At 39.2% G+C, this 22,723-nt stretch carries 21 protein-coding genes; 13 read left to right on the top strand and 8 right to left on the bottom strand.

Translation table 11 applies throughout. From position 1 onward, the window contains the following. Positions 1 to 134: 134 nt before the first annotated feature. Together CH377_RS01655 and leuS are read left to right on the top strand one after the other, a co-directional pair. Positions 135 to 323, top strand: a complete 189-nt coding sequence (locus tag CH377_RS01655; protein WP_423789901.1) for a PIN domain-containing protein — start codon at positions 135 to 137, stop codon at positions 321 to 323. A gap of 282 nt (positions 324 to 605) precedes the next feature. Further along, entirely contained in the window at positions 606 to 3,194 is a 2,589-nt protein-coding gene (gene leuS / locus CH377_RS01650; RefSeq protein WP_100722096.1) for a leucine--tRNA ligase, read from the top strand. Between the two features lie 6 nt (positions 3,195 to 3,200). Here leuS and CH377_RS01645 read toward each other — a convergent pair whose 3' ends face one another. The 5 genes from CH377_RS01645 to CH377_RS01625 form a co-directional block, all read right to left on the bottom strand. Continuing rightward, the gene (locus CH377_RS01645) at positions 3,201 to 4,289 is read right to left on the bottom strand and encodes an LIC10486 family protein (protein WP_100722095.1); all 1,089 of its coding nucleotides are present in this window, start codon (positions 4,287 to 4,289) and stop codon (positions 3,201 to 3,203) included. A gap of 38 nt (positions 4,290 to 4,327) precedes the next feature. Further along, the gene (locus CH377_RS01640) at positions 4,328 to 5,062 is read right to left on the bottom strand and encodes a hypothetical protein (protein WP_100722094.1); all 735 of its coding nucleotides are present in this window, start codon (positions 5,060 to 5,062) and stop codon (positions 4,328 to 4,330) included. Positions 5,063 to 5,161: 99 nt separating this feature from the next. Continuing rightward, complete coding sequence (thrC, locus tag CH377_RS01635) at positions 5,162 to 6,514, bottom strand: threonine synthase (RefSeq protein ID WP_100722093.1); 1,353 nt, start codon at positions 6,512 to 6,514, stop codon at positions 5,162 to 5,164. A gap of 3 nt (positions 6,515 to 6,517) precedes the next feature. Further along, positions 6,518 to 7,510, bottom strand: a complete 993-nt coding sequence (locus tag CH377_RS01630; RefSeq protein WP_100722092.1) for an SPFH domain-containing protein — start codon at positions 7,508 to 7,510, stop codon at positions 6,518 to 6,520. A gap of 58 nt (positions 7,511 to 7,568) precedes the next feature. Then, positions 7,569 to 8,108 (bottom strand): LIMLP_15305 family protein, encoded by a 540-nt coding sequence (locus tag CH377_RS01625; protein ID WP_100722091.1) that lies wholly within the window; start codon positions 8,106 to 8,108, stop codon positions 7,569 to 7,571. A gap of 168 nt (positions 8,109 to 8,276) precedes the next feature. Here CH377_RS01625 and CH377_RS01620 point away from each other — a divergent pair, with 168 nt between their 5' ends. From CH377_RS01620 to CH377_RS01600, 5 genes are all read left to right on the top strand, one after another. Beyond that, positions 8,277 to 9,467: an acyltransferase family protein gene (locus CH377_RS01620; RefSeq protein ID WP_100722090.1), complete on the top strand. Its 1,191-nt coding sequence runs from the start codon at positions 8,277 to 8,279 to the stop codon at positions 9,465 to 9,467. A 28-nt stretch (positions 9,468 to 9,495) separates the two neighbouring features. Then, on the top strand, positions 9,496 to 10,092 hold the full coding sequence (gene lepB, locus CH377_RS01615) for a signal peptidase I (RefSeq protein ID WP_100722089.1): 597 nt from the start codon (positions 9,496 to 9,498) through the stop codon (positions 10,090 to 10,092). Positions 10,093 to 10,184: 92 nt separating this feature from the next. Next, entirely contained in the window at positions 10,185 to 11,999 is a 1,815-nt protein-coding gene (locus tag CH377_RS01610) for a penicillin-binding protein (protein ID WP_100722088.1), read from the top strand. Continuing rightward, positions 11,996 to 13,873 carry a motility associated factor glycosyltransferase family protein gene (locus CH377_RS01605; RefSeq protein WP_100722087.1) on the top strand — a complete coding sequence of 626 codons (1,878 nt, stop codon included), beginning with the start codon at positions 11,996 to 11,998 and terminating at the stop codon, positions 13,871 to 13,873. Before CH377_RS01610 ends, CH377_RS01605 begins: the two co-directional genes overlap by 4 nt. A gap of 196 nt (positions 13,874 to 14,069) precedes the next feature. After that, on the top strand, positions 14,070 to 14,450 hold the full coding sequence (locus CH377_RS01600; RefSeq protein ID WP_100708913.1) for a phasin-related domain-containing protein: 381 nt from the start codon (positions 14,070 to 14,072) through the stop codon (positions 14,448 to 14,450). A gap of 81 nt (positions 14,451 to 14,531) precedes the next feature. Here the strand turns inward: CH377_RS01600 and CH377_RS01595 are convergent, their stop codons facing one another. Beyond that, positions 14,532 to 14,939, bottom strand: a complete 408-nt coding sequence (locus CH377_RS01595) for an MmcQ/YjbR family DNA-binding protein (RefSeq protein ID WP_100722086.1) — start codon at positions 14,937 to 14,939, stop codon at positions 14,532 to 14,534. 85 nt (positions 14,940 to 15,024) lie between these two features. Further along, complete coding sequence (locus CH377_RS01590; protein WP_243401928.1) at positions 15,025 to 16,233, bottom strand: aminotransferase-like domain-containing protein; 1,209 nt, start codon at positions 16,231 to 16,233, stop codon at positions 15,025 to 15,027. Positions 16,234 to 16,292: 59 nt separating this feature from the next. Here CH377_RS01590 and CH377_RS01585 point away from each other — a divergent pair, with 59 nt between their 5' ends. The 6 genes from CH377_RS01585 (at position 16,293) to CH377_RS01560 (ending at position 21,724) form a co-directional block, all read left to right on the top strand. After that, complete coding sequence (locus CH377_RS01585; protein ID WP_100722084.1) at positions 16,293 to 17,717, top strand: aminotransferase-like domain-containing protein; 1,425 nt, start codon at positions 16,293 to 16,295, stop codon at positions 17,715 to 17,717. Positions 17,718 to 17,759: 42 nt separating this feature from the next. Next, positions 17,760 to 18,779, top strand: coding sequence for a DUF2804 domain-containing protein (locus CH377_RS01580; protein ID WP_100722083.1), 1,020 nt, complete (start codon positions 17,760 to 17,762; stop codon positions 18,777 to 18,779). 6 nt (positions 18,780 to 18,785) lie between these two features. After that, positions 18,786 to 19,544 (top strand): PPK2 family polyphosphate kinase, encoded by a 759-nt coding sequence (locus CH377_RS01575; protein WP_100722082.1) that lies wholly within the window; start codon positions 18,786 to 18,788, stop codon positions 19,542 to 19,544. Positions 19,545 to 19,664: 120 nt separating this feature from the next. After that, complete coding sequence (locus CH377_RS01570; RefSeq protein WP_086447879.1) at positions 19,665 to 20,036, top strand: phasin-related domain-containing protein; 372 nt, start codon at positions 19,665 to 19,667, stop codon at positions 20,034 to 20,036. A gap of 102 nt (positions 20,037 to 20,138) precedes the next feature. After that, positions 20,139 to 20,957, top strand: coding sequence for a hypothetical protein (locus CH377_RS01565; protein ID WP_100722081.1), 819 nt, complete (start codon positions 20,139 to 20,141; stop codon positions 20,955 to 20,957). Continuing rightward, positions 20,957 to 21,724, top strand: a complete 768-nt coding sequence (locus CH377_RS01560) for a glycerophosphodiester phosphodiesterase (protein ID WP_100722080.1) — start codon at positions 20,957 to 20,959, stop codon at positions 21,722 to 21,724. The genes CH377_RS01565 and CH377_RS01560 overlap by 1 nt, the downstream gene beginning before the upstream one ends. Here CH377_RS01560 and CH377_RS01555 read toward each other — a convergent pair. Then, complete coding sequence (locus CH377_RS01555) at positions 21,717 to 22,316, bottom strand: hypothetical protein (RefSeq protein ID WP_100722079.1); 600 nt, start codon at positions 22,314 to 22,316, stop codon at positions 21,717 to 21,719. The genes CH377_RS01560 and CH377_RS01555 overlap by 8 nt on opposite strands. Between the last annotated feature and the right edge of the window lie 407 nt (positions 22,317 to 22,723).

Genomic DNA, 22,723 nt, shown 5'->3' with positions numbered 1-22,723 from the left:
TGACTCTAGAGTGAGCCGATTTTATAAAGTAACTCTCGACGTACGGAGAGAAGTTCCGAAAGCAAGAATCAATCTTCGGACTTATTTACACTCCGTAAATAAAAAGACAATCGATGGAATTTTCTGGGAGCAAAATGCAATTATTAGCAGTGACGGATTTGAACGAAGAAGAAGCGGAACTTACACAAGCGCAAAGTAAGCAATATACGTGCAAAGGATGCGGTAAAGAAACACCGAATCTCTTTCAGTATGACCTCTGTCGAGATTGTTTAAACTTAACATTTCGTCGACTTATCAAGGTTATTGACTCAGTACGTAAATAAGTCAGAGTTTCATCCAATATTTTTGTCCGTTTTCTAAGCAAGAGCTTAGAATTTCACTCCCAGAGAAAGCCGGTATCCCTCCGGCTTTCTTCATTTCGGACCCGAATCTAACTCTTTGGTTCCCTATAATTTAAAAACACTTCTTCTAGTAACAATTTATAATGCCTTTTTTCTTCCTAAAAAGAAAGAAACCTCTCTTGTTCTAGAATTTCAGCTCTATAATCGCCTTCCAGTATAACAAAAAAGAATTGGATTCTAGGCCTGAGGAAAAAACTTCACGGTATGGACTATCCGTTTCGGAAAATTGAATCAAAATGGCAAGATTATTGGGAAAAGAATTCTTCCTTTCGAACGGATCTACGCTCTTCTAAACCAAAGTTCTATTGTTTAGATATGTTTCCTTATCCCTCGGGTGCGGGATTGCACGTCGGTCACCCTGAAGGTTATACAGCCACAGACATTATTTCTCGTTATAAAAGAATGAAAGGTTTCGAAGTTTTGCATCCAATGGGTTGGGATGCATTCGGTCTGCCTGCAGAAAGATACGCAATGCAGACTGGGATCCATCCAGCTATCACTACAAAGCAGAATGTGGACAATTTCAGAAGGCAGATCAAATTAATCGGTCTTTCCTATGATTGGGATAGGGAAATTTCGACCACAGACCCGAAATATTACAAATTTACCCAGTGGATCTTCCTGAAATTATACGATTCCTGGTATGATTTCCAGGCTTCTAAAGCAAAACCAATCTCTGAATTGATCCAAAAGTTAGAATCCAAAGGTTCAGAAGGTTTTGAGGACCTCGAGACCTTCTCCGCAAAAGATTGGAAAGAATTTTCAAACGTAAAGAAAGAAACCATCTTATCAGGATTTCGCTTAGTATATCAGGCAGAAATTCCAGTAAACTGGTGCCCGGGCCTTGGAACAGTTCTCGCAAATGAAGAAGTAGAGGAATGGGTCGGAAAAGGTTACGAAGTAGTTCGTAAACCAATGAGGCAGTATATGATGCGTATCACTGCATACGCGGAAAGACTTTTAGAAGATCTGTCTTTGGTTTCTTGGCCAGGTTCCACTCTCGAAATGCAGAAAAACTGGATCGGAAAGAGTGAAGGTTTAGAACTTATATTTCCTTTTGATAGTTCTTCTCCAGGGAACGGGATCAAAGTATATACTACTCGTCCTGATACCGTATTTGGGGTAAGTTATATGGTGCTTGCTCCGGAACATCCTTTGGTGGACTCGATTACTACTAAAGAACAATGGGAGAAGGTGCAGGAATACAAAAAGGTTTCCGCTTTAAAGAGTGATCTGGATAGAACCGAACTTTCCAAAGAGAAATCAGGTGTGTTCACAGGAGCTTATGTTTTGAATCCTGCTGATCCGTCTAAAAAGATCCCAGTGTGGATCGGTGATTATGTTTTATATGGTTATGGAACCGGTGCTATCATGGCGGTGCCTGCTCATGACCAAAGAGACTATGAATTTGCAAAAGCATTCGGGTTGGATATCCTACCGGTAATTGAAGGAGATCTCTCTCAAGGTGCTTTCGATTCTAAAGAATCAGTTTGTATTAATTCTTCTTCCTCCGAAGTTTCCATTAATGGTCTGAAATATAAGGAAGCTTTTGCTAAAACTGCTGATTGGGCGGAGAAAAAAGGGATCGGAAGAAGAAAAACCCAATTCAAACTTCGGGATTGGTTATTTGCTCGCCAAAGGTATTGGGGAGAACCTATTCCTTTAGTCCATTATCCTTCCGGAATTACAAAGGCAATTCCTGAGTCTGAACTTCCATTAGAACTTCCTAATTTATCAGAATTTAAACCTTCCGGAACCGGAGAATCTCCTCTTGCTTTAGCGGGAGATTGGTTGAAGTATAAAGATCCTGAAACAGGTGAGATCGGGACCAGAGAAACGAATACTATGCCTCAGTGGGCAGGTTCTTGTTGGTATTATCTACGTTATATCGACCCGGAAAACCCGGTCAAGTTTGTAGATTCGAATTTAGAAAAGGCTTGGATGCCGGTGGATCTATATGTAGGTGGAGCAGAACATGCAGTTCTTCACTTACTCTATTCACGCTTTTGGCATAAGGTATTATTCGATCTAGGTTATGTAACCACTCCCGAACCTTTCAAAAAATTGGTTCACCAAGGTTTGATCTTAGGTGAGGACAAAAGAAAAATGTCCAAGTCATTAGGGAACGTGATCAATCCAGACGAGGTAGTTACGAATTTCGGGGCGGATAGTTTACGTCTTTTTGAAATGTTTATGGGGCCGTTCGAAATGGTAAAACCTTGGAGCACCAGAGGTGTAGAAGGTGTGTTCCGTTTCTTAAATCGTGTTTGGAGATTATACCATTCAGGTGCAGAAGAATCTTTCCGTTTGGAAGATATTGAACCGAATGAAGATGAATTGAAGATACTTCATAGAACTATCAAAAAAGTGGATGATGATATTAATAATTTCTCATTCAACACTGCTATCTCTCAGTTAATGATCTTTGTAAATGAGTTAACTCCAAGCCAACGTAGGCCTCGCAAGATTTTGGAACCTTTCTTACTTTTGATCGCTCCATTTGCTCCTCACTTAGCAGAAGAACTTTGGTCTTTAGCAGGAAAATCCGACTCTTTAACTTACCAGGCTTTCCCAGGTTATGAGGAGAAGTATCTAACTGACGATGAGATAATGATCGTTGTCCAAGTAAACGGAAAGTTAAGAGCAGAATTCAAGGCGGCAAAAGAGATCGCTGGGGACGAAGCCATTAAGATTGCAAAATCCTTGGATAAGGTACAAGTCTTCTTGGATGGAAAACAGATCCGTAAAGAGATCTATGTTCCTGGAAAGCTGGTCAATCTAGTAGTCGGATAGACGTTCTTATTTCAAAAGAATAAACGCAAGCAGTCCAACTAGTAGAACTACTCCAACTAAAATCGCGTAGTTGAGGGTATTATTACCTTCGGATTGTTTTGCACCCATACCTGCAGGTCTAGGAGCATTTGCAGCTGTTTTAGGTCTAGCAAGACGAACTGGTCTTTCTTCGAATGCTTGTAAAAGAACTCCTGCAGGACCTTTTGCAAAAATATGATATTCATTTTTACCGGAAGCGATTGCTACGAAAGAACCTACCACAGGTTTTACGTTTCCGTCTTTGTCCATAGCGCCTAAAGTTTTAGCTAAAGCTTTTTCTTCAGGAGAAACGGAAGGAAGTTGTAGGAGGATCTTGTCTCCTTCGTTTAGATCATCGAAATCTATTCCGTTTACTGGGGATAAAATTGTTTTAGCTAATACCACTCTTCCGAAACCTTTTCGGATAGTTTCAATTTGGCGCATGACCGCAGCTTTTTCTGGGTCTAAATTTTCTACCGGAGCGCCTGCTCCTTCTGCAGGTTCTTCCGGCGGTTTAGGAATAGATTGGATGATACCTGCAAAAAAACTTTTGCCTCTACATTTTAAACTAGATACGTATTCCACGTCTGCTTGTACACGTATCATATTGATCTTCATAGTAGTCTTGATCTGATTCTCCAGCATATTTACTAGAGCTGCAGTATCATTACGATCCCACATTGGATAATATTGTTCTAATATTTGTTTTGTTAATTTAGTATGAAGAATTCTTCCTATCGCGTCGGACAGACCCGGATCAGGAGCTTCTTGTCTCGCAGCTTCTGCGATATCATGGGAGATTTGACCGAAATCTTCGAAGGTTCTGATCTTTCTGATCACAGAAGAGTTGGAGAATAAGGAATATAATTCTAGAAATTCGTTCTTATATCTGGATAATAATCCTAAAACAACACCCGCTTTGTTTTCTACATCGATCCTTAATTTTAGAAGATAGGCGTCTTTGATTTTTCCTTGGATAAGTTCGATTGCTTGTTCTTCGGTATGAACGGATTCCAAGGCAAGGTTCATTTGGTTTGCTTGTTCTTGGAGTTTACTTGTCTGAGGATTCTGTTCCATATTGCTAAAGACCTAACTGAAGTAAGGAGAACTTTAGGTCATGTTAAGCCGCTAGCCTTTTCTTGTAACCATTTTTGGTATCTTTGCCTTCTGGGTACATAATTCTGATCCAAAGGGATTTCGACTCTAGCAACTGTTCTATTTTCGGCCTGGCGACTATAGATCGTAAACAAATGGCGGTCATAGCCGCTTTGGGCTACCAAAATTTCCACCATTGTGATACCCATACCTGCACCTTCTGTGGTATCACCATATTTCATATAGTATTCGAATAAATTGTCAAATTCTTTAGAATGAACGAACTTCTCCCGGATCCGTTTCTCTTCACGGACTGCGAGAGTGAAATTATTTTGTACGAATAGAATGATGCGATCCGAACTAAAACTCAGAGTAACTTTTACAAATAGACCGTGCTCTTTCATTTTCCTACGATAGTAGGGAAACTTTCTGCTGACTAGATTTTCCTTAAAAGACTCCATTCCTAGATCGTATTGGGAAGGATCCGCGATATTCAGACCTAGTTCCTTAAATAGAACTCGTTTAATGGCTGCTTTGGTCGCATTTACGATCAGCTCTTTTGCGGAAGTAAATATAAGTTCAGTCAAATCCTCTCTTTTGTATTTAAAAAGGACAGTTTGGATGATATGTTTGAGCTTATTTTCGCCCCGGGTACTCAGGACGTAGGTAATGATAGAAATTGGCTCTTCTTTTTTTACGGCCGTCTCGACCTCGAAGAGGAATTCTTGAGGAAGTTCCTCGATTCCCTCGTACATTTGGATTCTCGATTATATGGACCCCGGCGGGCTTACGAGAAAAAAACGAAAAACGCCCGGGAAAAAAGAACGGGAATTTCCAGTCGAAAGTGAAAAATTTTAACCTTTCAATTGTAGGAAACCGCTAATTTCGTCCATGACGGCTCCTACTTCAGGCTTACAGGATCGAATAACGTTAACCAGTTTCTGATCGGTTCCAGGGATTTTTCCTTCATGGAACTTGAGTTTAAATTCAGTGAATTTTAAACCGTGAGCAGTGGAGATTACGACCACTTGATCACCTTTTGCAATAGTTCCCTTGCCCATAAGTTTGTATAAAGCGGCAAGAGCTACTCCTGTATGAGGGTCATTATACAATCCGAATAGATCGGTTTTGGCAGAAGCTTCTGAAAGTTCGGCTTCGCTTGCCTGTTCCACAACCCCATTGAATTTTCTTAATGTACGAATTGCCTTTTGGACTGATACAGGATTTCCGATCTGTATTGCAGAAGCAAGAGTAGGCTTCGCATCAACAGGACTGAACTCTTCGAAATTTTTCAGATAAGAAAGATAGAGTGGATTTGCATTCTCTGCTTGAGCCAAAACGATCCTAGGAAGTTTATCTATCAGTCCTAATTCTTTTGCCATCTCGAAACCCGCTCCGAGTGCGGAAACGTTTCCTAAATTTCCTCCTGGAATAATGATCCAGTCAGGAACTTTCCATTCCAATTGTTGAACGATTTCAGGTGCGATCGTTTTTTGACCTTCGATACGAAGACTGTTCATCGAGTTTGCAAGATAGATACCTGCTTCTTTGGTAACTTCTTTAACAATCTTCATACAACCATCAAAGTCTGTTTCCAGCGCGATTACTTTTGCACCGTTTGAAACAGGTTGGATCAATTGTGCTTGGGAAACTTTTCCAGCAGGAAGGAAAATGATCGCAGGGATCCCTGCTTTAGCAGCATAAGAAGCAAGAGCAGCAGAAGTATCTCCAGAGCTTGCACATGCTACCGCTCTGATCTTGGCTCCCTTATTCAACATATGTTTTACTTGAGAGAGAAGAACGGTCATCCCTAGGTCCTTAAATGAACCTGTGTGGGAGATCCCACATTGTTTGATCCAAAGACCGCCTAGGCCAAAATGTTTTGTAAGTCTTTCTGAATTGAATAGATGAGAAAGACCTTCGCCTGAGCTTATTATCTCCGAGTCTTCTACATGAGGAAGAACCCATTCTCTTTTGTTCCAGATACCTGAACTGTTCGGAAATTTTACCGAACCCAATCTGGAATCGAATAGGTCCTTCCAATCCTTACCTGATTTTTCTTTAAGAGCTCCCATATCATGGGAAACCTGGAGAAGGCTTCCACATTTACGACATTCGTATACGATATCATTCAGATCGTAAGTTGCTCCGCAAGAATCGTTGATACAGCGGAATTCCGCTTTCAACTTGGTGAAGGTAAGGCTCATACTTTAGATAGAATTTAGAATGTCCTTTTTTTTGGCATCAAATTCTTCCTGAGAAATCAGGCCCTGGTCCAACATACTCTTGAGTTTTGTGAGTCTCGCGGTTGCATCATTCTGGTTGGAATTCCCACCGGCATTGTTTTGTCCCATCATACCGGCCATCATATTCCCCATATTCATTCCCATTCCGAGTCCCATACCTGCGGACATACCTTGGCCTGCGTTTCCACCTTCGTTTTTGGCCGCAGCTTCTCCTATATCCAACATTCTTTTTTGTTGGTACATTCCACCCAGAGCATCGATCTCGAATTTGTCTGTGAGGATTTTCTGGATCTTTTGGAAGTTCGGATCGTTTTGATCGAAGTTGATCGATTGAACAAAAAAATCTAAAACTTCTATCCCGTATTTGGAGAAGTCAGGTTGGATCTTTGTCTTTCCTGCAGAAGAAGCTTCTTCCAAATGCTGGTTGAGACGAGTAATCGGTTCCCCGGATTTTAAAACAACTTCCGCCAAAAAATCGCTTAGTCTTGTTATGATCATCGGTCTTAAAAAACTATCCACTTCATCTTGTGAATAAGCGCCTCTTGCACCGACTACCCCGACTGCAAATGCTTTGGAGTCCACGATCTTGATATTATAAGCACCGTTTGCTCTTACTCCTAGAGTGATCGTGTATTTAGGATCTTCTACTTGGATGGGTGCAGGAGTTCCCCATTTTAATTGGATAAGAGCCTTATTGATATAAACTATTTCCGCAGTAAAAGGAGTTTGGCCTCCAAAAGGAAGGTTCACTAAGTTTTCTAAGATAGGAACGTTTCCTGTTTTTAAAGTATGAGTTCCAGGTCCGAAAATATCCAGAGCCTTACCTTCTTTAAAAAAGATAGCTTCCTGGCTTTCGTTCACTACCAACTGACCGAAGGTACTGATATCGTTACGGGGAAACTTCCATACGATCTCTCCCGGTTTTCCTTCGTATTTTATTACGTCTATTAATGCCATAAGAACTCCTTGGAAATATATTATTCACTACTCAACATTCGGCAAATCAAAAATTCGATTATCGTTTTAAGAAGACATCCTTTCTGCTTTTTAAGGCAGAATCGAACTCATCCAATTCGGACCTAAAACTACTAACCCAGCTTCGCACAGTGTCTACTGAAACTTCTGGAGGGAAATTAGGAGATTTTACTTTTGTGGATAATTCTTCCGCATGATGGATCAATGAATAATCCCATTCTGCCAAAGCTTCTAACTCCGATTCGGTTGCTTTAAATCCGGTGCCTAAACCGTTTAAACCGTAACTTGCTCCAATAATTTCGTTTTTAAGCCTTTCTATGATAGAAAGTAAGACCTCTGTAGAACCGATTAGGTCCATTCTTCTTTCTCGGACGAAATTTTCTTCGATCCTGCGAACAGGTTCTTTGAGAGAATCCAATTTTTTGGATAATTCATTTCGGGCCATTCTATCCGTTTCGTAATATTGATGGTTCTTTAAGACTTCTCCATAAAAAGGGAACGCAGAGAGAAAGGATAAGATCTTTCCTTTCTCCGCTTTAAATCTGGAAACATATTGTGAGATCGGGCTGTTCGAAGTCATGGACAGAAGAATGATCCGGATTTTCTCCCCACGCAAGACAAATACTTATCTTTTCGTATCATATCCATGAAATCGTGATTTGAGGTCTTTAGGTTCTCCGGATTTATTTCTTGCTAGCAGATACCTGGATAGTTTTTAATTCAATTCAGGAAATAGAATCTTCTCGTTATGAAATCCTATATACTGTCCATCTTTGCTTCTAAAAAAGGGGAAATAGAATCATTAAATGGAATCAGAGCCATCGGGATTTTAATGGTAATGACCAACCATCTCTGGGTTTTCTCGCGGAAAGCTATGGGAGAAATGCCTTTCTTGCTATCTTGGTTTGCGGAAAACCAAACTACCATCGTGGATGTATTTTTTGTATTGGGAGGTTTTCTGAATTACGGAGGTATACTCCAATTTTATAAAAAGGAAAATAGTTTTCCTTATCGAAAGTTTATCATCAACCGTTCTTTACGAATACTTCCGGCTTATTACGTAGCATTAGCTTTTTCTTATTATTATTTTTATAAACAAGGTGAAAACCTGAAACATATACAAAACCCTAGTCCGGATTTGCTTTGGCTGATAACTAAAGGGCAGAAGGCGTTAGATTATGTTTGGGCGGACGGTATCTTCCTTTCCAACTTCTTTCCTAGGGTTTTGGATGTTGGTTGGTACATTTCCGTGGAGCAGCAGGTCTACTTTTTGATGGTGGTTTTGGGCCCCTTCTTCTTATTCTCTAAAACTAGAAAAGTTAGAGTGATCCTATTATCTACGATATATATTATTCCTTTCTTATCTAGATGTTATCTATATTCTAAGGGTTCCATGAATGCAGAGGCACTTTTTTGGACCGAGAACAGATTCGATTCTATGATAGCTGGAATGCTTTTGGCGGAATATGTGGATTATAAACCGGTAGGAGAAAGTTTAGGAAAACTTAAATATTCTATAATAGGAATCACTGCGATCATATTCATATTGATCTCTTATTCTTTCGATTGGAATCATATCATTCGATTGACCCTGGCTAATAATTTTTTCAATATTGCCTTGGCTTTAATTATCTTTCTTGCAATCCAGAAAGAAGGTATATTTAAAACTATATTGGGATTACCGATCTTCCGTCCATTATCCAGGATAACATTTACAGTATATCTTTGGAATATACCTCTAATGGGAGTTGCGACCGGATGGGCCCTCAGAGGGGAAACGATAATTACCTTGAGTGTGCTGCCTAAACTTTATCTCATCTGTTTTGGGTTTGCGATTTTGGCTTCTTGGCCGATCTTTTTACTGATAGAACAACCTTTTATCTGGTGGAAAGAAAAACCAAAAGTTTTGGAAAATAAGAACGAGGCTAAGACTGCATAGTCTCGTCCAATAAAGACGAAATAGCATTATGAAATTTGATTCAGAAATAATCCGTTCGATCAGACATTCTGTATTTCACTGGATTAAACTTTCTTTTCCGATCTTATTTGCAATATTCTTCATATTATATTTTAGGATTTTCGTGATCCAATTCTACCTGATCAGCGGCACAAGTATGATGCCTAGTTATAAAGAAAACGATTGGGTCTTAGTCAAAAAATGGGGCTTCCCTGCGCAGCTTGGTCCTTGGGTTTTATATATTTTAGAACCGGATGTAGATAGATTTGATGTATTAGTTTTGGATGGGATTGGGGCAGAACTAAGTTTAAAAAGAGTAGTAGGACTTCCCGGAGATTTTTTCAGATTTTCAGAAGGTAGAATTTTGATAAATGACTCTTCTTTAGAAGAACCTTTCTTGAATTCAGGATATAAGACCCAAGCGCCTTCTGCATCTATTCTACCCGTGATCGGAGTCTCTGGAAATATAGGTATAGGAGATTCAGGTAGGATTCCACCGGGTTACGTTTTAGTCTTGGGAGATAACCGAGAATTCTCCACAGATTCCAGAAATTATGGCCTAATTCCTTTCAAAAAGTTGAGAGGGAAGGTAATCTCCAGCTTTTAAACTATTATTCCAACTCGGATTTCACTTGTACTAGAAAAGCTCTTTAATCATTCTGAAAAAGACCGAAATTTATAAAAGCGGCTCATTCATTGATGGATTATAACCTTCTCAATCGAAAAAGATTTACCATCTTATTCGTTCTACTATGTGTATTCTTCTCCGGACTTTTGGTCAGAGTAGGTTATCTAGTATTTTTTAACGATAGAGAGATAGCATTCAAGAATGGAGAAAGGATCTTAAGAGGGGCTATCTACGATAGAAGAGGGATTGAATTGGCATTGTCCATCGATTCTTCTACCATCGGGATCTATCCTGGAAATGTTTATGATCCGAATTTCACTGCGGTTCAGATTTCCCCTTATCTAGATATTCCTCCTGAGAAGATAGAGTCGCTGATCAGAGAAAAAAGCAGATATTTCCTTTTGAAAAGGGAGATAGATGATACAACTGCAAGTCGTATCATGGAGATGGCCCTTCCCGGAGTGAGAAGGGAAAGAGAATTTAAAAGAGTTTATCCTCACGGAAGTTTAGCCGCAAGTCTTGTTGGCTTTACTGGGATGGACGATGATAAGGCTCTCTCCGGTCTAGAATATTATTATAATCAAGAATTGATGACACCTACTGAAGCAGATTCTGCAAGAGGTGCGAATGTACATTTGACTCTGGATGGACTTATCCAATTCAAATTAGAAAAATCTCTAGGAAAAAGATTCGAAGAAGCAGGAGCAAAAAGAGCAGTAGGACTTCTGATGGAGATCCATACCGGAAGAATATTGGCAATGGCCAGTTTCCCTTCTTTTGATCCGAATCGTTATTCATCATTTGAAGAATATTCTCATACAAACTGGGCAATCCGGCATGTATACGAGCCTGGATCAACAATGAAAATTTTCCTGGCAAGTATTCTTCTTAATGAAAACTTAATACATCCCAATGAAAAATTCGATTGCCCGGGATATGTGGATTATGGAAAAACAAGGATCAAATGTACACATATTCACGGAAAAGTGAATCTCGAAGAGATATTACAATATTCTTGTAATGCAGGAATTATTAAAGCGGCTGCAAAAATCCCGAACGACGTACTTTATGAATATATGAAACGATTCCGTTTTGGAGATAGAGCCGGACTTTTGCCCAATGAATCCGTCGGTTATATGCCTATCTTAAATAAATGGACCCCGACTACTCCGATGTTCATGGCGATCGGGCAAGGAATTTCAGTAACTCCGATTCAGTTAGTAGCATCTGCAGCTTCTATCGTAAATGGAGGAAGGTTCATTACACCTAGAGTAGTTTCACATATCACCGATTCCTATGGAGAAGTCCTACACGAATTTCAATCCGAAGAAACTCCAGTGGGCATCAAAGAATATTCCACCGAAAGATTATTGAAAGCAATGACTAGAGTGGTCCAAGCCGGAACAGGAAAAAACGCATACATACAAGAATATTCCATCGCGGGAAAAACAGGAACAGGACAAAAGGCCGTTTCTGGTCGAGGTTACCAAGATGGATTGTGGTCAGCTTCCTTTTTAGGATTTTTTCCTGCAGACAAACCTAAAGTAGTGGGGTTAATCCTTTTTGATGAACCTAAAGGAGACAGCCATACTGGAGGAGGGCTCGCCGCTCCGGTATTCAGAGAAGTGGTGGAGAATATCATACCAATCATAGAGCAGGGAGAAAGAACAGTTAATGTTAATCTCCCTAAATTAGAACGAAAACCTCTTACAGGAAGATCAGAACGTATACCTGATCTAGTCGGAAGAAGTAAAAGAGAAGTAGTCGAATTATTAGCTCCTTTGGGTGTTCCTTATAAACTTCACGGAAGTGGTTTCTGCTATGAACAAGATCCTTCTCCTGGTTCATCTTATGAAGGCAAAAGGATAAACGTATTCTTCCAATGAAAGAATTCAGGTCGGATTTACTCGAAAAAAATTTGGCCTCACTTCGTAGCTTCGCGCCGGAAGCCTCTGAGAGAATTAGATCTGCGCAGATCGATTTTGAGATCGTTCCTACAAAAACAGAAGATCCTAGTTTAAAGATCGGTAATGTTCTTTTACATAGTTCTATGGATCCGCGTAAAGAAGCTGAAAGGCAACTTGCGGATCTGAAAAAAGGGGATGAAGAAAGGGCATTTCTGTTTTTCGGAGCAGGTCTCGGTTACTCCATACAATATACATTAGGATTTGATAAAATAATCTGCGTATGGATGGAACCTTTTCCGGAGATTATCAAGGCAGCATTTTCACTTTTCGATTTCTCTCCTATGATCCTTTCCGGGAAGTTAAGAATATTTCTCCCTCCATACGAGGAATCCGCGTTTTACGAGGGTTTTAAGGGGATCTCAGGTTACCCTGTAAGTTTTATCCCTCATAGGGGAAGTTTACAATGGAAGAAGGAAGAATACCAGGAACTTAGATTTTTAGCTGAGACATTCTTCCATAAAAAAGATGTAAACACTGCTACATTAACAAGATTCGAGAAGGTCTGGACCGGTAATTTTATCCGGAATCTTCCAGAACTTGTGGATATGCAGCCTATAAACGAATTATTCGGTTTATGTAAATCCAAAGTGGATATCGTTGTCTGTGGGGCCGGACCTTCTCTCTATCTATCTTTGCAAGAACTGAAAGAATATAGAGAAAACTTTCTATTAATCGCAGTAGATACTGCACTTCTTATTCTGCAAAGATCAGGAATAGACCCGGATATCGTATTTAGTGTGGATCCCCAGCCTCTAAATTCAAAATATCTAGAAGGATATTCTGGAAACGCAAAATTCATATTTGATCCTACTACGTCCTATCATTCATTAAGAATGCCTTATATAGGTAAAAATCATTTTCTGACTTCTTCTCCTTTTCCCTGGATAAAACTTTTAGAGAATGCTTCTGAGAGTGGGTTGGGAGCAGTGGATTTCGGAGGTTCTGTTTCTACAAATGCGACTAGTCTTGCGGAGAAGATGGATGCGAGATCCATTTTACTTTTGGGGCAAGACCTTTCTTTTCCAGGCTCACAGGCTCATTGTAAGGGAGCTATCTTAGAAGAAAGATTGAACTTCTTGGAATCCAGGACCCATAGAAGAGAACACCATAATTATAAACAAATGACCGCTTTACCCCCTAAGTGGATCGAATCTGTAGAAGGAAAAAAAATAAGGACCAATGAAAAACTTCTAATTTTCAAAAAATGGTTCGAAGAAAGAGCCAAGGATCGTCCTTGGGCCAATTTGGGAAAAGACGGAGCCAAGTTAGAAGGTATCAAGAATATTACATTTAAAGAATGGTTTAAACAAAATCCTTCGAATACAAAAGAGGTTTCTGAGATCAAAGAGAAGATCCGGCTACTTCTTTCCTCCAAGATTAATGGAAAAAAAGTCTCAGACGAATTAAACAAGATCCGTAGAGAGTTAAAAGAATTCGGAGTACAAGTTTCCGCAGGAGAAGTTCTTTCCGAAAAAATTTACGACCTCATCCAAAATGGCGAGAAGGATAAAGAATCCATTCGAAAATCATTACATGAAATTTCTGTAATAGATGATCGAATTAGTTCTAAAAAAGGGCTCACAGAATTTTTAGGGATCAGCTTACAAAGAGTGATCTTAGCGATTACAGAAGGATACGATACAGAACTTACATTAGAAGAGAAGAAGAATGAAAGACTTGCAGTCGCGAAAAAGAGCCTTCTTCTTTATTCCGGACTAAAAAAAAGTACAGAAATGAATTTGCAGCTGATCAGTAAGGCTGCGAGGCGTTTTTCAAATGTGCATAACCTGTAAATAAGGCCGTTCGAATCCGCGTTGCCCAGCAGATTTCAGCTAAATAATAATAAAAATCTGTCATAATTGCGTCGCATTTCCTAAATAAGGTAAAAATCCACCTTTGAAACTTTTTTTCGTTTTTTGGTTGACTCTATTTGTGCTACGCACTACAAATGGATTGTGCGCCGCACAACGGTGTGCCAAGGAGCTAAAAATGGAAAAACAAATTCTAGATGTACTGAACGCAGGTCTTGGTTTGGTTAAAAGTGGACAAGAAGGTCTGGATAAAGCGAAAGCAGAATTTACTAAGAGTTTTGAACAACTCGCAGCTAAAGGCGCTTCCGACAATTCTGAAGCATCTGTTCGTGTTCGCGAGTTCGTAGACAAATTCTTAAACGAAGCAAAAGAATTATCTACTGCTGCTACTAAAACCTACGAAGATTCTCGCGCTAAGGCACTTGAAGTTTATAACCAGATTGCAGAAGAAGCTAAGAAATTAGTTCCTGCTGAACAAATCGAAGCTATCAAGGCAAAATTTAGCGAAGTTACTGAGACAGTTAAAAAGACTGCTGCTCCAACTAAAAAAACTGCTTAATAAAAGCCTTTTGAACCTCCATATCGGCGGGGGATTCCTCCCGCCGAAAATTTTTTCCTCTTCTTTCTTTTTTGATCTCAATCAACGATTTAAAACCATCTCCGCTAATTTCTTAGGTGCGAGCTGACAATAACTTTCCTTTAATAAAATTTCTAACTCATCCCAATCGATTGAATCATCGATTACTATTCCGATGATATCTTCCCACCAGACTGGCTTAAAGAAAGGATAATGTTTGAAACGAGATACATCCATCTTTTTGGGTGAAAAACGAAAAGTTAATAAACAAGCGACTCCCTCTAATCCCGAAGCTTTTGCGTAAGCGGGAGGATATCCATTTTGCAGCATAAGAACATGTGCAAAGTTTTTCTTTTTGATACACCAACGGGTTCCGATCCAAGCCTGCTCCTCGTATGCTTCCGGAAGATCCAAACAGATAAGTCTGAGTTTGGATAGGATTGTTTCTGGGACTGAAATATGATCCGACATTTTAACATCCGGGGAGAAGGATTATATATCCTTGGATGCAATTTCGCAATCTAAATTCAGAAGCGGGTTACTAAGAAGGAATCTATTATAATTTGGTCATTTCTTTATAAACACCGAATAATCTTTCTATTCCTAATTTTGTTTCTTCTTCCGTAGCATTTGAGAAATTCCAGCGAAGATGATTTCTTTCCGGTTTACCTACAAAAAAGGAAGATCCTGGAACTGCAGCGAGTCCCTTCTCTAAACATTTTTGAAAAAGAAGATCTGTATCGATCTCTTGTGGAAATTCCAACCAATAAAACAGTCCTCCTTTAGAAATTTGTAAAGGAATAGAGTCTCCGAAATTGTTCTGTAAACAATCGAATGTATGCTTGGATTTCTTTTGGTAAGTTTTTCGGATCAAAGACAAATGTTCTTCATATTTGGAAGAAGATACGAACCCGTAAACTAATTCTTGGTTTAAACTAGGTGAATGCAGATCCATGGATTGTTTTTGAACGATCAGATCTTTTACGATCTTCTTAGATGCCTTGATCCATCCTACTCTCAATCCAGGTGCAAGTGTTTTGGAGAATGTTCCAATAGAGATTGTGTGATCCGGACCTAGTTCACATAAGGAAGTCGGAAGCTGCTCCTCAAAATACAATTCTCTATAAGCGGTATCTTCTAAGATTGGAACCCCATTGTCTAAGAGTAGTTTTGAAATAGAATTTCTGATCTCTAAAGAATAGGAATACGCGGAAGGATTTTGAAAATCAGGAATGCAGTAAAAAAATTTAGGTTTTATTAAAGAAGTTTGAAGCGCGTACTTTAGTTCTTCAATATCCGGACCTTCTTCTCCATAATTTATTCCTATGAAAGAAGGAGCATATGAAGAGAAAACTTGTATAGCCCCTAAATAACTTGGTCTTTCTAAAAGAATAGGAGAACCTTCTTCTATAAAATATCGACTGAGTAGATCCAATGCTTGTTGGGATCCTGAGGTCAAAAGGATTTCCTCGGCAGAAGAGCCCGGATAATATCGATCTGAAATCCAAGCACGTAAGTCGGAATGTCCCTGAGTGTCCGTGTATTGGAATAATTTTGCACCTTTTTTAGAAACGGAAGTTTCGAAAATATTTTTTAGATCTTCGATTGGGAACAAAGTATCATCAGGTAACCCACCTGCGAATGAGATCATTCCGGGTGTATCGATGACTTTTAATATATCCCTGGTCACGGATGCAGGGGTCCTTTCGATCCTTGCTGAAGGTTTGAAAATTTCGGATCTATTTTCTAGAATTAACTTGCCCATCTTCTTATTTGGTTTATACATTAAATTGAGATTACCATACAGATACAGAAATCGTTTTTATGACCGATACAGATAGGCTTATTACTAAATATTCTAAGATTGCAAATTCTTTGATAAGCAGAATAGAATCTGGAGAATTTCCTCCGGGTTCAAAATTACCTTCTCTTCGAAAGGTCTGTTTATTTGAAGAGTGTAATCTTTCTACTGCTGTGGAGGCTTTTGGCATTCTCCAAGAAAGAGGCTTTATCAACGGAAGAGAAAGATCGGGATACTTCGTTATTCCTCGACCGGAACTTTATCCTAAATACAAATTGGAAAAACCAGTGAGAGTTCCAAATCCTTCTGTTCCGGAAGAGGTGAGTTCTTTGATGTCTGAACTTGCAGATCCTGGTTTTATTCCTTTTGGAGCAGCGGTCCCTGATCCTCAATTTTTGCCATATTCGTCTTTGCAAAAATCATATAAGAAATCCTTAAAGGACTCTCAGGTTTATAAATATTCTGACGCTGCCGGTATTTTGGAACTAAGAAAAAAGATTGCGATCCGTTCTTCCGGTAAAGAAAGAAGAGTTCGTCCTGAGGAAGTTTTTATCACCTTAGGTTGTTCGGAGGCCGCGTTTTTAGCGCTGAATCTTTCTACAAAACCTGGTGATAAGGTCGCAGTGGAAAGTCCTCTTCATTTTGTTTTGTATCAAATTCTTTCAGAATTAAAACTAAAGGCGATTGAGATTCCTACGGATCCTATTACCGGGTTGGATCTCCAATCTTATATTTCCGTAATAAAGAAAGAATTTCCTAAGTTTTTGATCACCATTCCTACTTTTTCGAATCCTACAGGAAGTCTTATGCCTTTGGAATCTAAAAAAGAACTTCTGAAAATTTCTTCGAACTATGGTGTGAAAATTCTTGAGGACGATATTTATGGGGACTTACAGCATAATGGAGGAATTCGTCCTTCTTCTTTATTGTCTTTAGATACAGAAGGAATTGTAACTCAGGTTTCTTCTCTCTCTAAGTCCGTAAATCCAGGTCTCAGGATCGGTTGGATGATCAGTGATCAAACCAAAGTGGAGAATGCTCGGAGGCTTCGTTTAGCAGAGGCAATTTCTTTGCCTGCAATCCCTCAACTTGCTTCTTCCTACTTTATAGGATCTCTTGCGCATGAAAGACATTTGAGAGAATTTAGACGAAGGTTGGGAGGTCTGGTACTTTCTTACGCGGATTCTTTTTTGGAATATTTTCCGAAAGGAACCAAGGTCGCTATTCCGAAAGGAGGTTTTCTTCTTTGGATAGAACTTCCTAAAGGAAAAGATTCCAGAGTTCTTAGATTCCAAGCCGCTAAGAAGAAGATTAGTTTGGTTCCGGGAAATCTTTTCTCTCTTTCGGGCAAGTATGTGAATAATTTTAGAATTAATGCAGGAGTTCTAATGGGACCTAAGGTGATTTCTGCCATCCAGACCCTCGGAAAAATTGCAAAAGAAATTTAGATTGTGAGTCCGTACAGGCTTCCGGTATTGTCCATTGAGAGCATGAACTTAGAAACAGAAATCCAACAACCTACCATTTTATGTGATCCTTCCGGTAAAGTGAATCGGAATGCGATCGGCTGGTCCAAAACTCCCTTACATAGATGTAATGTAAAAGGCCATTGGCTTCGTAAGAAAAAATGGAATTACTGGTGCTTTTATGATGAGAACTTTTTAGCTTCTTTCACTGTTTCGGATATAGATTACGCGGGTGTGATCTTTTGTTATTGGTTGGATAGAAGGACTGGAGAATTTCAGGAAGCGACTGTAATCACTCCTTTTGGTAAAGGAACTTTACTCGGGCAAACCGTTTCTAGCAATGCTCGTTACGAAGGTAAAGAAGGATTTTTAGATTTCCAAATCGACGAAGATGGAAATTACAAGATCAAAGTAGATTTCTTAAAAGGCACAAACAAATCGATCCAAGCTAATCTTACATTAGAAGTCCCTAATCAATGGGAAAGTTTGAATGTTGTAGTTCCTTGGAATAGAAATCGTTTTCAATTCACTCATAAATTATTCGGATTAGGGGCAAAAGGAAATATTACTACTGCTTCTAAATCGTATGAATTCCAACCTAAGACTTCATTTGGAGTTCTGGATTATGGAAGAGGAGTTTGGCCTTATTTCAGTAAATGGAATTGGGCTTCTATGTCCTATCGCCCTGGCGGAAATGAAGTTTATGGAATGAATTTAGGTGGGGGCTGGACAGATGGAACCGGAACCACTGAAAATGCTCTTCTGATCAACGGTAGAATTTATAAAATTCCTTCCGTGATTGCTTTTGAATTCGATAAAAAAGATCCTAAAAAACCTTGGATGATCTATTCCAAGGAAAGTAAAGCAGTCGAGCTTGTATTCACTCCAGATTTTCACAGAAAGGCGTATTCCAATATGGGTTTAATCGCCTCTAAAGTGAACCAGATGATCGGAAGTTTTGATGGGGTTTTCCGGATTGGCAAAAGTGAATTTAGGATTGAAAGTGGACAAGGCTGGGCAGAAGATCATATCGCTCGCTGGTAGTACAGAATGATCAAACTTTCCGAATATTCCACAGAACCCGATGAGGATCTTTCCAAAGAAAAGGCGGAAGAACTTCGCCTTAGGGAATTAGAAAGAATCGAAGAACTGCAAATCCGTCTATTTGCAGGCAAAAAGAAATCATTACTCATCATTCTACAGGGAGTGGACGCTTCCGGAAAAGATGGAACTGTCAAAAAACTTTTCTCCGCTTTAAATCCGTTGGGTTGTACATGCAAGGCCTGGAAGGCCCCAACGCCTGAAGAATTAAGCCGTGACTTCTTATGGAGAATTCATAAAGAACTTCCCGGGAAAGGTTGGATACAGATTTTCAATCGTTCTCATTACGAAGATATTTTGGTTCCTTTCGTTTACGAAAGTTTATCGAAGGATACTCTGAAAGAAAGATTGGAGTTCATCGATTCTTTCGAGGAATTTGTATCCAAGGAAAACCATACTCATATCCTAAAATTTTTCTTACATATCTCCCAAGAAGAGCAGATTAAAAGGATAGAAGAGAGATTATCTAATCCTGAAAAGAATTGGAAGTTCGATCCAAGCGATCTAGAAGCTCATAAAAATTTCAAAAAGTATCTGAATGCCTATGAGTGGATATTTTCCCATTCTAAAGATCGTTTTCCTTGGGTGGTCGTTCCGTCTGACAAAAAATGGTATAGGGATTACCTAATTGCGAAGGCAGTTCGCAAGGAATTGGAAGATATGGATCTCAAATATCCAAAATTGGAAGTCCAACCAGGCAAAACCTGATCTCATTTTCTTTTTCAATTTTTTCTAAATTTTTGTAATTTAGAGGTTGACCTCTATAGTGCGGTGCAATATGAATGGATTGTGCGCTGCACCAAAAATGCGGCGGAAAAGGAGAGAAAAATGGAAAAACAACTGTTGGACATTCTTAATGCTGGAATCGGACTTTTGAAATCTGGACAAGAAGGATTAGACAAAGCGAAAGTGGATTTAGAAAAAACCTACGGAGAATTAGTAGCTAAAGGTGCTGCAGACAATTCTGAAGGCTCTGTAAAAATTCGCGAGTCTGTGGACAAACTTTTGAATGAAATCAAAGAAGTTTCCACTGTTGCTGGCAAAAACTACGAAGAAACTCGTGGTAAGATCGTTGAGAAGTACAACCAAATCTCCGAAGAGATCAAAAAACGCGTTCCAGAAGGCCAATTAGAAGCTGTTAAAGCTAAATTGACTGAAGTAGCTGAAACAATCAAAGCTACTGCAAAAGGAAAAGCTTAATTTCCGATCGAGCGGGCGAAGGGAAACCTCGCCTGCTAATTTCTTCCCCTTCCTCATTTTCCACTGCTTGACATTTTCTTTTTTCAGGTGTCTTTGCTAGGGATGTTCTCCCGTCCAAAATCGGCGTCGCTTTTTTTTCAGATCTTATCTATTCTTATTCTATGTATCGTTTCTTCTCAGGGATGGTCCCAAACTACGGAACCTTCTCCAGATAAAACTATTGAACAGAAGCCCAGTCCTATGAATGGACTTCCTCCCGAAAAAATTCCTTCCGGACCAAGCCAGGCGGAACTCCGGGAAAAATTTAAGAACCAGATCAGTGGTTTTGGATTTGGACGCTCCGAAAAGTATTATTCATTCCAGATCGCCAGGATGTTGGATTCCCAATGGGCGATCGGGCTTAACGGTTATACCAACACTTATGTGAATCGTTTTGATAACGATACGGCTTATTCTTATTTTCTGCCCCCTCATGCTTTTTATGGAAGGTTGAGAAACCACCAAGAGAAGTATTGGGGTGGAGCGCTCTTCGTCCAAAGGTTTATTGCAGATTCTCCTTTTTTTGTTTCGCTTTGGTTAGGAAGAGAACATTACCAAAAGAATCAAACTGCTCTTTATTGGGAATCTGCAGGCAATACATATCGTTTTGAAAAAAATTCTTATAGTTCCGGTCCAAGGAATTATGCAGGATTTGGTGTCGGATTCAGATTTCAAACTACATCCGGCTTCTTTTTCGGATGGGAAGGTGTATGGAGTTGGTATTCTCCTTATCATAATTCATTTTCTGTTTCGGATCTATATTACTCTGATAGGACTGCCAGTATAGGAGATCTATTATATAGAAAGTATGCTTACCAGAATTCGGAAAGATTGCCCGGTTCTAGCTTCGGTTTGAATCTTTTTGTGGGCTGGGCCTTCTAATGAATTCGGATCCTTTCCTTCTTCCTAAACCTTGGGTAATTGCTCATAGAGGAGATAGCGGAGAATATCCTGAAAATACAATGAGTTCTTTCCGAAATGCCTGGGAGCTTAAGGCGGATTGGATAGAGCTGGACATTATCCATTCTGCTGACGGAAAAATAGTAGTCATTCACGATGATACGTTAGATAGAACCACAGATCATAAAGGAGAGGTTAAACTACTTCCATTTGATATGATCCGTAAGGCGGATGCAGGCTCTTGGAAAGACCCAAGATTTAAAGGGGAGAAGATTCCGGATCTTTGGGAAGTCTGGGAATATCTAAAGTCCAAAAATATCGGCTTAAATGTGGAGATCAAATCAGGCGCTTATGAAGAAATCCCGATCGAAACTCCTATCGAACAAGAACTGATCGATTATACAAAACGGAATTCTCTCTTTTATAAAACATTATTCTCTTCCTTCTGTTGGGATTCGTTGGTAAGGCTCAGAGAATTATCCATAGAGGCAAAACTTGGCATCTTGATCGGAGAAGAAACTTCCTCTTGGGTGGAAGCACTGGAGCTAGGTTTTAGATTGAATGCATTCAGTTTGAATCTTTCTGCAAAGGGTTTGGATAAGGAAACGGTTTCCAAGATCCAGAAAGAAGGTTTTAAGGTTTTAGTTTATACTTTGAATACGGAAGAAGAATTGAAGTTCGGAATTGATTTGGGAGTGGATGGGATTTTTACGAATTACCCCAAAAGAATGAGATCCTTGCTTACTTGATCTCTACTCTTGCAAATTGGTCCAATTCCACTTGCCAATGATCTATCATATTTTTTAAAACTGTTACTACCTTTTCAGAAGGTACATCGTAATTATCAGAAGAGAATGCGTCAGTCTCTTTGAAACCCGCTACATTTTTTAGATCTTCTCCTTCTGCTCGGAATCTATAGATCTCGAATTCTTCTGCGCCTCTTGCTTCTCCATTTTTAATGAAGAATGGTTTGATCAGGCTCATTCTATATTTTCCGAAACGAAATCCTTGCAACGATTGTAGGAATTTATATGCCCCAAGCGCTAATTCCAATTTCATATGATCTGAATATTTTTCCGAACCTAGGAATGTAAGTGCAGACGTTCCTCCGAATCCTAAATAGACTTCGAATTTGGCTCCTTTCTCGTCTTGGACTTTGACTAGATCGATTTCTTTCAATCTTTCGCCGAATAATGCGAATGCAGCCATTTTGATCTTTTCTTCTTCGCTTAATTGCGCATCTGAAAGTATAGTTTTTACTTTTTCCTGAGGCGATTTGGAACAATAAGTTAGTTGGAAGAAGGCCAGAAAGATCATCAATATATGAACATTTGTTTTCATAATAATTTTAAAACCGATCTGCCATATAATATGACTTATTTTCCGAAAAAAATCTATCGTTAAAAAATGTAATTTTGGCGTTCGAGCCTTCAGGTAACGATTTTTTATCTAGTTATAAAAGCCCTTTCTTTATCCCTTAAGGCTCGGCTTTCTATCGTTAGTTTAAGTATTTTTATTTTGCTACGATCGTCTAATGAAACATCCGTTATATGTCAGAGCTTTGGAAATAAATTTCCATATTTATTGAGAATTGATGTAAAACGACTTAACGTTGCCCCGGGCGAAATAATCGAATATTTTAATTGTTAATCGTTAGCCGAAACAGAGGCTCCCTAAGACGAAGAAATTTATTAAAAAAACAGTAACCTAATACAAGTTTTGTCAAAAAATTTTATGCAGTGTTATGC

The sequence above is a fragment of the Leptospira haakeii genome (assembly GCF_002812045.1).
GTDB lineage: Bacteria > Spirochaetota > Leptospiria > Leptospirales > Leptospiraceae > Leptospira_B > Leptospira_B haakeii.
Note: the sequence above shows the minus strand (reverse complement) of the source record. Positions and strands in the feature narration are given on the sequence as shown.

Coding starts and splice junctions, on each gene's coding strand:
- CH377_RS01620 (WP_100722090.1), top strand. CDS start 8,277: ATGAAATCCTATATACTGTCCATCTTTGCTTCTAAAAAAGGGGAAATA.
- leuS (WP_100722096.1), top strand. CDS start 606: ATGGACTATCCGTTTCGGAAAATTGAATCAAAATGGCAAGATTATTGG.
- CH377_RS01640 (WP_100722094.1), bottom strand. CDS start 5,062: ATGTACGAGGGAATCGAGGAACTTCCTCAAGAATTCCTCTTCGAGGTC.
- CH377_RS01565 (WP_100722081.1), top strand. CDS start 20,139: ATGTTCTCCCGTCCAAAATCGGCGTCGCTTTTTTTTCAGATCTTATCT.
- lepB (WP_100722089.1), top strand. CDS start 9,496: ATGAAATTTGATTCAGAAATAATCCGTTCGATCAGACATTCTGTATTT.
- CH377_RS01610 (WP_100722088.1), top strand. CDS start 10,185: ATGGATTATAACCTTCTCAATCGAAAAAGATTTACCATCTTATTCGTT.
- CH377_RS01560 (WP_100722080.1), top strand. CDS start 20,957: ATGAATTCGGATCCTTTCCTTCTTCCTAAACCTTGGGTAATTGCTCAT.
- thrC (WP_100722093.1), bottom strand. CDS start 6,514: ATGAGCCTTACCTTCACCAAGTTGAAAGCGGAATTCCGCTGTATCAAC.
- CH377_RS01600 (WP_100708913.1), top strand. CDS start 14,070: ATGGAAAAACAAATTCTAGATGTACTGAACGCAGGTCTTGGTTTGGTT.
- CH377_RS01585 (WP_100722084.1), top strand. CDS start 16,293: ATGACCGATACAGATAGGCTTATTACTAAATATTCTAAGATTGCAAAT.
- CH377_RS01570 (WP_086447879.1), top strand. CDS start 19,665: ATGGAAAAACAACTGTTGGACATTCTTAATGCTGGAATCGGACTTTTG.
- CH377_RS01590 (WP_243401928.1), bottom strand. CDS start 16,233: ATGGGCAAGTTAATTCTAGAAAATAGATCCGAAATTTTCAAACCTTCA.
- CH377_RS01605 (WP_100722087.1), top strand. CDS start 11,996: ATGAAAGAATTCAGGTCGGATTTACTCGAAAAAAATTTGGCCTCACTT.
- CH377_RS01655 (WP_423789901.1), top strand. CDS start 135: ATGCAATTATTAGCAGTGACGGATTTGAACGAAGAAGAAGCGGAACTT.
- CH377_RS01580 (WP_100722083.1), top strand. CDS start 17,760: ATGAACTTAGAAACAGAAATCCAACAACCTACCATTTTATGTGATCCT.
- CH377_RS01555 (WP_100722079.1), bottom strand. CDS start 22,316: ATGAAAACAAATGTTCATATATTGATGATCTTTCTGGCCTTCTTCCAA.
- CH377_RS01595 (WP_100722086.1), bottom strand. CDS start 14,939: ATGTCGGATCATATTTCAGTCCCAGAAACAATCCTATCCAAACTCAGA.
- CH377_RS01630 (WP_100722092.1), bottom strand. CDS start 7,510: ATGGCATTAATAGACGTAATAAAATACGAAGGAAAACCGGGAGAGATC.
- CH377_RS01645 (WP_100722095.1), bottom strand. CDS start 4,289: ATGGAACAGAATCCTCAGACAAGTAAACTCCAAGAACAAGCAAACCAA.
- CH377_RS01625 (WP_100722091.1), bottom strand. CDS start 8,108: ATGACTTCGAACAGCCCGATCTCACAATATGTTTCCAGATTTAAAGCG.
- CH377_RS01575 (WP_100722082.1), top strand. CDS start 18,786: ATGATCAAACTTTCCGAATATTCCACAGAACCCGATGAGGATCTTTCC.